Origin of the sequence: Sorangium sp. So ce327 (genome assembly GCF_051530205.1) — a bacterium.
GTDB lineage: Bacteria > Myxococcota_A > Polyangia > Polyangiales > Polyangiaceae > Sorangium > Sorangium cellulosum_B.
The window spans coordinates 13,276,041-13,289,678 of record NZ_CP150330.1; the positions used below are offsets into that span (position 1 = coordinate 13,276,041).

The 13,638-nt window shown below is 71.1% G+C and carries 6 protein-coding genes; 2 read left to right on the forward strand and 4 right to left on the reverse strand.

The window, feature by feature from the left end; translation table 11 throughout:
- Positions 1–36: 36 nt before the first annotated feature.
- The 3 genes from WME95_RS49905 to WME95_RS49915 form a co-directional block, all read right to left on the reverse strand.
- On the reverse strand, positions 37–720 hold the full coding sequence (locus tag WME95_RS49905) for a hypothetical protein (protein WP_437906218.1): 684 nt from the start codon (positions 718–720) through the stop codon (positions 37–39).
- Positions 717–1,994 carry an AAA family ATPase gene (locus WME95_RS49910; RefSeq protein WP_437906219.1) on the reverse strand — a complete coding sequence of 426 codons (1,278 nt, stop codon included), beginning with the start codon at positions 1,992–1,994 and terminating at the stop codon, positions 717–719. The genes WME95_RS49905 and WME95_RS49910 overlap by 4 nt, the downstream gene beginning before the upstream one ends.
- A gap of 463 nt (positions 1,995–2,457) precedes the next feature.
- Positions 2,458–2,913 carry a hypothetical protein gene (locus WME95_RS49915; RefSeq protein WP_437906220.1) on the reverse strand — a complete coding sequence of 152 codons (456 nt, stop codon included), beginning with the start codon at positions 2,911–2,913 and terminating at the stop codon, positions 2,458–2,460.
- 921 nt (positions 2,914–3,834) lie between these two features.
- Here WME95_RS49915 and WME95_RS49920 point away from each other — a divergent pair.
- Together WME95_RS49920 and WME95_RS49925 are read left to right on the forward strand one after the other, a co-directional pair.
- On the forward strand, positions 3,835–4,851 hold the full coding sequence (locus WME95_RS49920) for a porin (protein ID WP_437906221.1): 1,017 nt from the start codon (positions 3,835–3,837) through the stop codon (positions 4,849–4,851).
- Positions 4,852–4,860: 9 nt separating this feature from the next.
- Positions 4,861–8,424, forward strand: a complete 3,564-nt coding sequence (locus tag WME95_RS49925; RefSeq protein WP_437906222.1) for a PHP domain-containing protein — start codon at positions 4,861–4,863, stop codon at positions 8,422–8,424.
- Positions 8,425–8,498: 74 nt separating this feature from the next.
- Here the strand turns inward: WME95_RS49925 and WME95_RS49930 are convergent, their stop codons facing one another.
- Positions 8,499–13,625: an AAA family ATPase gene (locus tag WME95_RS49930; protein ID WP_437906223.1), complete on the reverse strand. Its 5,127-nt coding sequence runs from the start codon at positions 13,623–13,625 to the stop codon at positions 8,499–8,501.
- Positions 13,626–13,638 lie beyond the last annotated feature (13 nt).

Genomic DNA, 13,638 nt, shown 5'->3' on the forward strand with positions numbered 1-13,638 from the left:
GACGCGGGGGACGGAAGCGCCAACCGGGCGCGAGCCTCAGGTGTCACCTCGCACGAGCTTCCCTTGGCGGCGCAGCTCGGACGCGATGAAGGGCGCGCGGTGCTCCAGGAACGGGAGATCGATCCCCTTGTTGCCCGGGCCGAGCCGATAGAGCTTCACGTATTCTTCCCGCTGCTGCCAACATTCACGAAGGTTCAACATGGGCAGGGTTTTGTCGATCTTCGTATGCTGCGCCTTCGGCGCGCCGCGTCCTCGCTGAACGTGAAACGTCGCGAAGTCGAGCTCGAACCACCCTGCCCGCACCTCGAATGGGTCCACCACATCCAGGACACCCTTGGCCGTGTTCACGTAGAACGCGCTGAGCCGATAGTTCGACCACTCGTAGGCGAGGCGCCAGTTCGCCGACGTCGGGATGAAGTGGTCGACCGTCGGGCTCCCCGTCGCCTTCTCGATGTACATGGCGAGGTACGCGCACCGCTGGCCGTAGAGGTCCATCATGTCGTCGAGCGTGCTCTTGCTGTCGGCTTCACGAGGCTGGCGCCAAAGGGCCGGGAACCTCTCCGGAGGGATGTCTTCCTCGCGAGCATAGGTCTTCTTCGGCTTGCGGCCCCCCTTGCCCTTCACAGGCTTGCCCAACAGCCTCGCGATCGCCTCTTTGCCTCGCTTGCGAACGAGATCATCGAAGCTGGGCGGCTCGGCGGCCAGGACAACCCGGATCACGTCCGCCTCCGTGTCGGCTTCGCCGGTGCCTGTTCTGCTCGACGGTCACGGAAGTACCCCCATCGCACCCAGAACGGGTCGATGTCGGGCAGACCGGCGTCTCTCAGCGCCTTGTCCGCAGCGACGACGGCGGCGTCGGAGGCCGCCTCTTGGTCCATCAGCGCTAGAGCCGTCTTCACGGCTCGCTCGCCCTCGAGGGATCTGGGCTCCTTCAGATCGAAGGCTTCGCTCGTGAGCCAATTGCCGACCTCGCCGTGGCGCACGTAGGTCCGCTGCGTCAGCTTGACGGAATATCGCTTGTTCGTGCGGTCCAGATCGAGATCGAACCAGGCGTCCTCGTCGTCGTCAAAGTGAGGCTCGACCGAAGCCAAGACGAGCGGGGAGTGAGTCGCGGCGACGAGCTGGACACGCGAACCGTGTTGCCCGGTGAGGATGTCCATCACCTGCAAGAGCGCCGGTACGATGCGTCGCTGCCATTGTGGATGCAGGTGAGCCTCGATCTCGTCGATGAGGAAAACGACCTCTTTCGCCGGTCGCTCGCCGCGCACCTTCGCAGAGGCAAGGTGCTCCTCCCACGTCCAAATGAGCAGGTAGGCGAGCGCGATGATCCGGCGCATCCCCGCCGAGGCGTGGATGACGGCGACGTCTTCGCCGTAGGGCATGCGCAAGGTCGGGTACCTGAGGGGATCGCTCACCGTGAGCTTGCGTAGATCGCCCGCCTGGAGCTTCTCCTTCTCGTCGCTCGACGGCGACAGCGCCCCGAGGACCTTGCTCAAGAGCTCGAAGGGACGGCTCTTCTCGCGTTGCCACGAGCCCCAGTCGCGAAGCAGCCCCTCGCAGTATTGGTTCCCTGCCCAGACCTCGGACGCCGAGAAGAGGTAGGCGTTCGGGCGTTTGGGCGTGTCTTCCGTCCAGTAGTTCCGCGCCGGATCCCAGACGGAGAACCCTCCGTCCACCTGCGCATAGAGGATGAGCCCAGGGATCGCGGGGCGACCCTGGTTCACGCTCCATCGCTCGGCGGCGGGGTCGTACTTGCTCGTGTAGGTGTAGGGCCTGGGCGTCTTCTTCGTGTACGAATACGAGATCGACGCGCCTTTCGTTGTGGGGACGACGGGATGGCGGGCCCACGTCCGCGTCAGCGCCCACCATGCCACGTCGAGCAGGAAGCTCTTCCCGAGCCCGTTGTCGCCCGTGACGAGGTTCAGCCTCGGCGCCAAATCCATCGTCATCTCGGGCGCGGGGCCGACGTTCTTGAGGTGAATCGACTCAAGCATGGGCGCTGGCTCGCTTCATCTGCTTCGGGTTCTTGTCGAGGATGCCCGGCATTGTGGCGGCGTCGCTCGCGAACGCGGGGCAACCGTTGCCCGCGTCTGCCGACGTACACCAGGGGCCGCGGAGACGGCAACCTCTCTGTCGCAGTGGAAGGCGCTGGCGGGCGCCCGCAACCTTGCGATCGCACTGGGGCAGCGGAGCAAGTCGAAGCCCCACGTCCGCTTCATCAGCATGGCCCGCTCGATCTCGCCGAGCCGCCCCCAGTGGCGAACGGTGCCCGGGGGGAGCCAGCGCCCTCTTCGGGCGACGTGGGGGCTCTAGAAGCCGTCCGCTCGCCCGGAAACCCTGCCAAGAACAAGGATCTTGGGGTAAAGCCCTGTCGAGAGCCTCCGGTCGGAGGTTTTTCTCAACCGGGAGGCTGTCGAGAGCCTCCGGTCAGAGATTTTTCTCAACCGGGAGGCTGGACTAAGGAACGGCCCACGGCAGCCGCACCCGTGCGCCGGGAAGGATCCCCTGCTCGCCAGGCAGGTTCCAGACCACCGGCGACACGGGCAGCACCACCGGCGCAAGCGTGACCTCGTACCGGCCCAGCTCGAATGTCGTGCCCGCCTCCGGAAACCCCTGCGTCGGGCCGTCGAACTCCCCCAGCGCCTCCGGATCCGCAAGAATGTCCGAGGACGGAAGCGCCGGCGCGCTCGCCTGCGGCAGGTCGGTCACCCGCTGTAGCGCCTCGTCGACCACACGCTTCCAGTTACGTCCCATCTGCGCGGACGGAAGCTCCGCTGCGAGCGCCTCCAACCGCGCCTTGAACTGTGCGTCGGACAGCACCGCCGCAGTCCGCTCTGCGGGCGACCGGGGCGGCGGCCCGACCTCCTGCGCCTGCGCCAGGCCAGGCGCAACCAGCGTCGCGAGCAGCGCCACGGCAGCTCCGTGCGCTCTCCTGCACACCCTCATTCACCACCTCCTTTGCGCGCCTTCGCGCGGCTGACGGACATCCAGCGAGAGGTCGACCGCGCGGAGCGCCGGTCATTCCGGCCTTCCGCGCGGCGGCGGGGCGAGCCCGCCTCCGGGAACGGGCGGCGATCGACGTCGAGCGCCGCGGGGTTCGGGAGCACTCAGTGTACGCCCATCGCAGGTGCCCGGAAAGGGCAACTCGCCTGGTGCGCGCGGGTGCGAGGCGGCGCGTTGACACCCTGTCGACACGTGGGATAGACGAAGGCGCCTGCCAGCGGCGATGTTGCCGAGTTCGTTGCGATTCCTCTCGCCCGCCGGCCAGCACGGACGCCAATGACACCTTGCGCATGGACTCGTCGCGGTGCGGATCCTCGATGTGCCCGGCCGCGGCGCCGCGGGGGCGGCACGGCGCCGGACGGCGCTGCGCTCGCTCCTCTCCTCCTCGCAGCGGTGGCGCTCTGGTGTCCGCAGGCCAGCGCGCAACCCGCCCAGCGGCTGCCAACCCAGCCTCCGGCCGCCGACACGCTCCCGGTTCCCCCGCCCGCGGCGCCGGCCATCCCGGTCGCGCCGCCGCCCGGCGCGGCTCCCCCCGGCGGCGCGCCCGCCACGCCACCTGCCGGAGCTGCGCCGCCGAGCGGCGCGCCGGCCACGCCCCCTGCCGGGGCCACACCCGGCACCCCCGCGGCCACGCCGGACGCACCGCCTGCCCCCGTTGCGCCGTCCGCTGTCGCCGCACCCGGAGCAGCCGCGGCCAGCACGTCGCCGGCAGGCGCCGCGCCGTCCAGCGCTGCGCCGCCCGCCGCGGCCGCGGGCGTACCGCCACCTGCCGGGGCGGCCGCTGCGCCCTCCCCGGGTGGACCGCCGTTCCAGCTCGCGATCGGCCGCCTCGTGCTCTCTCCCCTCGTGCTCGTGCAGGCGCAGGCCGTCCCCTACGTGGGCGAGGACGCCTTCCTGCAGGCGGGCGACGTCGCCGAGGGGCAGGGGTTCCGCCTGCGGCGCGCCCGCGTCGGCTTCGCGGGGAGGCTCGCCGGGTACGTGCCGTTCGCGGTCTCGGGCGAGCTCGCCGGGGGCGCGGACGGCTCGGCGCGGCTCTCCGAGGCGTGGATCGGCTACGCCCACTTCCCGTTCGCGAACCTCTATTTCGGCGCGCACGACGTGCCGTTCAGCCGCTCCGCGATGGCCGGCGCCGGCGAGGGCGCGCTCATCGAGCGGCCCCTCGCCGTGCGCGCCATGGCGCCCTCACGCCAGGTCGGCCTCCACGTCGAGGGGCATTTCCGGGGCAGGGCGTTCAGCTACTTCGCCGGCATGTTCAACGGCTTCCAGCGCTCGGATCAGTTCTTCGCCGGCTATGTCGAGAACGCCGCGAGCTTCGGCAACCGCTTCGACCACATCGCCTACGTCGCGCGGCTCGCCACCGAGCCGCTCGGCCCGCTCTCTCGCTCGGTGCAGGACCTCGCCGTCTCGCGCCTCCGCGTCGGCGCAGGCGCGAGCTACTTCTTCAGCGACGGCGGGACGCGCGATATCCACGGCATCGGCGCCGACGTCCTGGTCCAGGCCGCGGGCGCGCACGCGCTCGCCGAGCTCCTCTGGAACCAGAGCGACCCCGAGAGCACCCCGACGCAGCCGCTCGGCCAGCTCGCCCCGATCACGTCGGTAGGGCTCGTCGGCGAGGTGGGTTATTTCGTGAGGCGCATCCAGCTCGGCGTGAGCGCGCGGTTCGAGTGGCTCGATCCCAACCTCGACCTCTCGGACGAGACGGACAGCTGGGCCCTCACCGCCGGCGCGAGTTACCACTTCATCGACAACACGCTCAAGGCGCAGGCCGACTTCACCCACCGGCAGGAGCGCCACGGCGTCGCGCTCGACAACGACGCCGTGGCGCTGCAGCTGCAGCTCAACCTCTAGCGGCCCGCCATGCGAAGACGCCGCTCCGCCCTCGCCCTGCCCGCGCCGCGCGGCGCCCTCGGCCTCGTCGGTCTCCTCGGCCTGATTGGCCTGGTCGGCTGCGACGAGCCGAACCTCCTGCGCGCCAAGCCGATCGAGAACCGGTTCGAGCTGGTCGGCGGCCCGGTGGCGATGGCCGATGTCGGCGATTTCCTGCTGGAAAACGACGAGATCCGGGTCGCGATCCTCGGCCCCCGCCACTCGCCGGGGCCGGGCGTCTACGGCGGCTCGCTTGTCGACGCCGACCTGCGCCGCCCCGACCCGCGCTTCGCGAGCGCGTCGGGCCGCGACCGCTTCGCCGAGTCGTTCCCGGTCGCCAACCTGCTCGTGCCCGATCCGGGCGCCACCGAGGTCTTCGTCGTCAACGACGGCTCCGACGGGCAGGAGGCGATCGTCCGGGTCGAGGGCGACGGCGGCTTCCTCTTCCACGCGCTCGGCGTGCTGAAGACCCAGGAGGACTTGCTCGGTCTCCTGTTCGACGGCCTCAAGCCGGCGATGCGCTTCCGCACCGACTACGTCCTGCGCCCGGGCGAGCGGTTCGTCACGATCCGCACGACGCTCCTCCTGCCGGACGAGGTGCTCGGGTGCCCGAGCGTCGCCTCGTGCGCGCTCGAGTGCGAGGACGGCCTCGCCGCGGGCGACGACGGCTGCCCTGCGTGCGCCTGCGGGGAGCCGCTGTCGCTCGACAATTACGCGGGCCCCTCGGACATCTTCAGGGGCATCCTTGGCGACGAGCGGAACGGAGATCCCGAGCGCAAGGGCGGGATCGTCGCCGGCGATTTCGTCTTCTTCGGCAACCAGAACGACATCTTCGGCCCCGGCATGGGCTTCGACGAGGAGAAGGCGGTGTTCGACGCCCTCTTCTCCGGCCGGGACACGTTCCAGCAGCCGCTCAGCTTCGACTTCGTCGCCGCGGCGGGCGGCGACGTCAGCTACGGCTATTTCACGAAGGCGCCGGAGGGCGGCCCGCCCTCCACGGTCAACGTCCCCGTCTTCACGAGCGCGGCGACGGCCTTCCTGAGCGCCGGCCGGAGCTGCCTCGCCGCGGACTCCGACGACGAGGCGTGCGACAGGAAGCGGTCGTTCACCTACGAGCGCTACTTCGCCGTGGGCGAGGGCGACATCGCGAGCGTCGCCGAGGTGGTGTACGGCGCCCGGGGCACGCCGACCGGCGCGCTCGAGGGCGCCGTGCGGTGGCGGTCGACGGGCGCGCCCGTGCCGAACGCGCGCGTCCACGTCTTCCGCGACCCCGACCCGGGCGCCGCCTTCGCGAGCGTCGACGATCTCGTCGAGGCGAACCTCGCGCGCTCGGGGGACGTGGGGCTGCTCAGCTCCATCGACGCCGACCTCGGGCTCGATCCGGTGGAGGACGGCGACTTCCACGCGCGGCTCGCGCCCGGCGGCTACCTGCTCGTCGCGGAGAACCCCGAGGGCACCGCCGTGTCGGCGCCGATCCGCGTGGCGCTCGGCGCCGGGGCCACGATCTCGGTGGCGGCGGAGCTGCCGAGCCCCGCGCGGCTCGCGTACCGGGTGGTCGACGAGGGGGGTCGGCTCGCGCCCGCCAAGCTGACGTTCGTCGCGCTCGACGCCGCGGGGCGGCCGCTCGAGGGCGACGGCACGAGGCGGGTTTACCTCGGCCACGGCCGCCTCGGCAGCGGCGTCCGGCAGATCGAGCGATCGGCGACGGGCGAGGGCGCTGTCGAGATCGAGCCCGGGCGCTACCGCGTCCTCGCCACGCGCGGGCCCGAGTTCGGCCGGTTCGAGCTCCCCGACCTCGGGGTGCGCGCCGGGGAGGTCCGGCGGATCGAGGCGGTCGTGCCGCGCGAGGTCGACTCGACGGGCTGGATGTCGATCGACATGCACCTGCACCAGCGCCCGAGCTTCGACAGCGGCCTGCCGCTCGAGGAGCGGGTGACCTCGGCGGTCGTCGAGGGGCTCGACGTCGCGGTGACCACCGACCACGACGTGCACACGGATCTCGAGCCCGCGGTGAGGCAGCTGGGGCTCGATCCGCACCTGAAGACGGCGGTGGGCGCCGAGGTCTCGACGCTCGAGCTCGGGCATTTCATCGGCTTCCCGCTCCGCTACGACGAGCTCGACGTGCCGGATCACGGCGTCTTCGACTGGGTCTGCCGCGCGGGCGGGGACGTCATCGACGGGGTGCGCGGCACGGCGGCGGAGGGCGAGGACGCGCTCGTGATCGTCGCTCACCCGCGCGACGGGTTCATCGGGTACATCGACCAGCTCGGCGTCGACCCCTTCACGCTGCGCCGGTCGATCCCGACGCTCGAGGCGAGCAACCCGCTGTTCCAGGCGGGCAGCTGCGATTTCGACGCGATGGAGGTCTTCAACGGAAAGCGGCTCGATCTGCTCCGGACCCCCACCGTGCAGGAGGTCGTCGATTTCAACCGGTGCCTGTCCCGGATCGACGCCGCGACGGACGAGGCGTCGCTCCGCGCGGCGTGCGCCGAGCTCCCGGGCGGCCTGCCGGCGTGCAAGCCTGGCGAGCGGTACGCGGCGTGCCAGCAGCGCGCCCGCTCGGCGCTCGCCTGGAGCGTGACCAAGCGGATCCTGACGAGGACGCCCGAGGAGCAGGACGCCGTCTGGGACTTCGACAGGACCGCGGCCGACGGGGAAGCGCTGTGCCCGGGAGGCGAGGGCGGCGTGGTCCCGCCGGAGGACGCGGATCGGCCGTGCACCTTCCACGCGGGCCAGGTCGACGACCTGTTCCGCTACCTCGACCACGGCTTCTCGCCGACGCAGGTGGGGAGCAGCGACAGCCACGGCGCCACGCTGGAGCCGGGCTTCCCGCGCACCTATTTCCGCTCGCGGACCGACCAGCCGGCGGCGCTCGATCTCGAGGAGGCGACCGGGGCGCTCCGCGCGGGAAGCGCGTTCGCGACCTACGGGCCGTTCGTCCGCGCGAGCGTCGGCGGCGCGACGTTCGGCGGCGTGGCGCGGGTCGAGGGCGACACGGTGCCGCTCGACCTGCGGATCGAGACGGCGAGCTGGTTCGGCGTGGATCGCGTCGAGGTCTACGTGAGCGGCCGCCTGGTCCGGGTGCTCGAGCCGCCTTCGGGGCCGTCGGCGATCGTGGACGTCGACGAGCGGCTCGTGTTGCCGGCGCCGCCGTCGGACGGCTGGGTCGTGGTCGTGGCGATGGGCCTGCGCGACGAGAACCTCCTCACGCCGGTCGCGCTGCCGGTGTCGTTCGGCGAGCTCCAGCTGCCGCGGGTCGCGAGCCTCGCGTTCACGCAGGTCGAGGCGCTCTCCCGGTTCTTCACGGCGTCGCCCCCGGTCCCCGACTGGTACCCGGTGGCGCCCTACGCGGTCACGAACCCCATCTTCCTCGATCGCGACGGCAACGGCGTCTACGACGCCCCGCGCGGCCCGCCCCCGTTCTGCGCGAGGCCGTGCGACCCGGTCGTGCTCGATCCGTCGCAGTGCCCGGAAGGGCAGCAGTGCCTTGTGAACGAGCGCGTCTGCGGGATCTTCGTGCTGGGGCGCTGCGAGGACAAGCAGGCGTCGCCGTAGCGCCCGAAAGGTGGCGCGCGCGGCCCGCGCAGACCTCACCGACGGCCGGGGGCGACGCGGAGCGCGCCGCGCGCTCAGCGGGGCCGCGCGGCAGGGGAGGGCGTGATCGCGTGGGTGATGGCGCTCTGGAGCGTCGAGCGCGTGATGAGGCCTCGGAGGTCGATCCCGCCCTGCGTGAGCGCACGGGCGACCTCCGGCTGCATCCCGGTCAAGATCGCCTGCGCGCCGAGCAGCCGCAGCGCCGAGGCGGTGCGGATCAGCGAGTCGGCGACCCCCGCGTCGACGTGCTTCAGGCCGGTGATGTCGATGATCACGATGGACGGGTTGTGGCGCTCCACCCCGGCGAGGGTCGCCTCCAGCACCTGCGCGGCGCGCGCCGCGTCCATCGTCCCGATGAGCGGCATGACCAGGACGCGATCGGTGATCGGGATGATGGGCGTCGCCATCTCCGAGAGGCGCAGCCGCTGCACCCCGATGATCTCCTCCTGGAGCGCTGCCCGGGCCTGCTCGGCGCGCTCGCGCTCGCGGAGCTCCTCGAGCAGCAGCTCGTTGGCCCGGTTCAGCTCCTCTGCCTTCTGTGAAAGGCGCTCGTTGACCGAGAACAGCTCCTCGGTGCGCCGCTGCACCTCGCTCTCGAGCCGATCGTTCATGGCGCGGTGCCTGTCGGACACCTCCTGCAGCCGCCCGTAGAGCAGCGCGTTCTCGAGCGCCGCCGCGACCTGCGCGCCCAGGAGGCGGAGCAGCTCGGTCTGCTCCGGGGTGAAGGCGCCGCTCGCGAGCGTGTTCTCCACGTACAGCACGCCCGTGAGCCGGTTCTGGTGGACGAGCGGGAGGCCCATCACCGACTTTGGCCGGTGCGCGGCGAGGTAGGGATCCGCGGCAAAGCGAGGGCTCGCCGCGGCGTCGTCCAGGATGAGCAGCTCTCGCGTCCGCGCCACGTAGTGGACCACGCTGACCGGCAGGGCCGAGGACTCCTCCAGCGGACGCCGGAGCTCCACCTCGATCGACGCAGGATCGATGGTGACGGATGCCTCGATGAACAACCGCTCTTCGCGCGCGAGCACCAGGAAGCCGCGCTGTCCGCCGGCGCTCGCGAGGACGGCGCGCATCACGCGGTCGAGCGCCTTCCCGAGCACGAGCTCGCTGGAGATCGCGTGCGTCGTCTGCAGCACCGCCGCGACGTCGGCGAGCTTGTGGAGGAGCGGGTGGCTCACCGACATGGAGCTCGATCTCGCCGCGGCCTTCTCGTGCTCCGCCGCGGGCCCTCGAGCGATGGGGAGCGGGTCGAGCCCGTGCTGCCGGATGAGCTCCGTGGCCTTTCGCTCTGCCCCCCACTGCCGGTAGGCGTGCATCGCCGCGTCCAGATAGAGAGTGGCGATGCGCCGTCGGCCCTTGCGAGCGTAGTACAGGCCGGCCAGCTCCGACGCGAGCGCCTCGTACTGCACGAACTCGCTCTGACGGGCGGCGTCGATGGCGTCGTCGTAGAGCCCCATCGCCTCGACGTCGCGGCCGGCGGCGCGCGCCGCCTCGGCCAGGACCAGGACGTGCTTCACGCGGAAGTTGTCGGGGCAATGGCGGGCCCAGAGCTCGAGCTTCTCGAGCGACGCGGAGAGCGCCCCGGCGTGCCGCTCGCGCTCGCGCGCGTCGCGCTCGCCGAGCGCGACCAGCGTGAGCGCGAGATAGAAGTGGTAGGTCGCCTCGATCGGCATCGCCATGACGGCCCCGAGCACCGGGCGCGCCGCCTCCGCCGCGGCGAGCGCCTCCTCGGGGCGACCATGGGAATAGAGGAGGATGAGCCGGATGATGTGGTAAAAGGCGATACCGCACCCGAAGCTCGCCCGGGTGAGCGCGGCCAGGCACGCTTCTTCCGAGAATTCGGCAGAGCCCTCCTCGCTCAGCGAGGCGTCGGCCGCCGTGAGCCCCTTCAGGCTGCGCAGGAACTGCTGCTCCAGCCGGATCGTCTCGAGGACGGCGTGATTGCCTGTCTTGCGCGCGAACGACGCGAAGCGCTCGGCGACGCGGTCGACCTCCGCCAGCGGATCGCCCTTCTCGTAGACCTGCCAGACGGTCTCGAAGGCCAGGTAGCTCGCGTACACCAGGTCGCCGGCCTCGATGCACGCGAGGAACGCCCGCTCCAGGATGGGGAGATCGTTCCGGATGTGCTGGACCCAGAAGTTGATGTGATCGCCGTGGAGGTGCAGCAGCGTCCCCCGCAGCGAGACGTCCCCGAGCCTCTCGTTCAGCCGGATCGACACCTCCGAGAAGCGGAATCCCGACGGGATATCGTTGAACGCCGCGACCAGCATGAGCCCATACACGCTGTAGGCGAAGCACGACGCCTCGGTGTTGCCGTGCCGCAGCGACAGGTTCAGCATCTTCAGCGCGATGAGCGGGAATACGCCCGGCCGCCCGATGTACGCGCAGGGAGCGCAGTCGGCGAGCAGGTTGATGACCGCGCGCATCTGCTCGTCGGCGAGCAGCGGCGCGTGCAGGATGTCCTCGATGCTCCTGCCCGCCATGCTCTCCGGGATCTGCGCGACCTCGGCGGAGACGGCGGCGCCGATCTCCTCGCTCGCCTCGGGGATCTCGACGCCGAACAGGCGCAGCGCCTCCTGTCCGACGGTGACGCCCTCGTCGTAGCGGCCGGCGACCTGATAGAGCTTCATCCGCAGGCTCTGGACCCGCGCCCGATCGAGGTTCGACGCCGCCACCTCGAGCAGCCGCTGGAACAGCGCCTCGGCCTCGGTGAAGCGGCCGCACAGGTACTCGCACTCGGCCGCCTCCAGCGTGAGCGCCCAGCGCAGCGCGTGATCCCCCGAGGCGCCATCGTCTCCGAGCGCGCTCCGCCCGGCGCTGAAGTACTCCGCCGCGGCCCCGTACGCGGTCGAGCCCTTGGCCTTCCTCCCGGCGCGCAGGTTCAGGCGCGCGAGCAGATCGCGCTCGCCGGGATCGACGATGAGGGCGGCACCATAGTTAAGATGGTTTACCGTGTCGAAGAGCTGCTCTTCCTGCGGCTCGCCGCGCTGGCTGGCCAGCATCAGGCGGCCGACGCGCAGGTGGGCGGCGCACCTGTGCTCGTCCGCGATGAGGGCATAGGCCGCCTGCTGGACGCGATCGTGCAAGAACTGGTAGGAGACGGCGAGCGACGCGTCGGTCGCCGGCTCGCCGTGGGATGGGTCTTCCGGGTGCACGAGCCGGTAGTCGGCGTCGATGGGGAGCAGGACCCCTTCCTGCATGGCCGCCCAGAGATCCTGCGCCGCCTGCGCGGCCGGCAGCTCGGAGATCGTCGCGAGCGTGCGCAGGTCGAACCGGTGCCCGATGCACGCGGCGAGCGTCAGGGCGCGCTGGGTGGGCGGCGCGAGCCTCTGCAGCTTGGCGATCATGAAGTCGGCGACGTTGTCCGTCACGGCCCGCGACTCGATGGCTGCGAGATCCCATGTCCATCTGCCGGTCTCCGGGTCGCACCGGAGGAGCCCGTCGTCGCCCAGCATGCGCAGGAACTGCCCCATGAAGAACGGGTTGCCCAGCGTCTTGTCGTGGATGAGCTCGGAGAGCTGAGCGACGTCCTGCGCCGCGCGGCCGAGGGCGTCCGAGGCCAGCGCCGTCACGTCGTCCTGCGAGAGCGGGGCGAGGGGGATGTCGGTCACGGCCGCGCTCGCGGCGCGGACCGCGTCGAGGGTGATGACGAGCGGGTGCGCCGGGCTCACCTCGTTGTCGCGGTAGGCCCCGACGACCAGGAGATGGCGTGTGTCGGCGTCGGTGAGCAGGAGCCTGAGCAGCCTGAGCGACGCCGGGTCCGCCCACTGGAGGTCGTCGAGGAACAGGACCAGCGGGTGCGACGGAGCGGCGAACACGCCAAGGAAGCTCCGGAACACCATGTCGAAGCGGTTCTGCGACTCGGAGGGGCCGAGCGCCGCGACCGCGGGCGCCTCGCCGACGATGAGCGCGAGTTCGGGGATGAGGTCGACGAGGAGCCCGGCGTTCGGGCCGAGCGCCGCGCCGAGCTCCGCTCGCCAGTGGGCCAGCGCGTCTGTCCGCTCGGAGAGGAGCTGCTGCACGAGCCCCCTGAACGCCTGGACGACCGAGGCGCAGGGCACGCCGCGGTTCAGCTGATCGAACTTGCCGTGGGCGAAGTGGCCGCCGACCCTGGCGATGGCCTTGTAGGTCTCGTGGACCAGCGCGCTCTTGCCGACGCCGGAGTAGCCGGAGACGAGCACGAGCTCCGCGGCGCCCGCGCGGGCCCGCTCGAAGGCGGCCAGGAGCCGGTCCCGCTCCGCGTCCCGGCCGTAGATCTTCTGCGGGACGCGCAGCTCGTGGCTGCGATCGCGCTGACCGACGGGGAAGGGGTGGACCCGGCCCGTCTGATCGAGGGAGCGCAGGCACTCCGCGAGGTCTGCCTTGACGCCGTACGCGCTCTGGTAGCGGTCCTCGGGCGCCTTGGCGAGGAGCTTCATGACGATCTCGGAGACCGGCCGGGGGACATCCCCGCAGAGCTCGTGCGGCGGGGCGGGCTGCCGCGCGATATGGCTGTAGAGGACGTCCAGCGGATCGCCGTCCGGGAACGGCAGGGCTCCGGTCAGCATTTCATACAGCGTGACACCGAACGAGTAGAGGTCGGCGCGGTAATCGATGCCTCTGTTCATGCGCCCGGTCTGCTCGGGCGACATGTACGCGAGCGTGCCTTGCAGGGTGGACGCCGAGGTCGACTGTTGAAGCTCCTGCTTGAGCCGCGACGAGGCGCCGAAGTCGATGAGCGTGGCGCGGCGCAGGTCCGAGCTGACGATGATGTTGCTGGGATTGATGTCCTTGTGCGTGACGTGACAGCGGTGCACCGCGCCGATGGCGTCGGCGATGGCCGCCGAGAGCGCCAGCGCCGCGCGGAGATCCAGCCGGCGATCGTCGAGGATCGCCCTCAGGGTCGTGCCCTCGACCGCCTCCGTGACGAGGGCGAGGCCGCCGCGCGTCCTCTCGAGCGAGCACACCCTCACCACGGAATCGTGATCCAGATCGCGCAGGAGGCTGAACTCGTGCCGCAACAGGGCGAGATCGCGGACGCTCGGGTGCTCCCCCTTCAGCGTCTTGATGACGACCGGCCGCTGATCCGCGGCGCGGCGGCCGCGGTAAACGTGGGTCTTGCCGCCCTCATGGATCAGCTGCTCGACGACGTGTCCTGGCAGATCGAACGGTGTTGTGGTGGTCATGACGTGCTTGCGC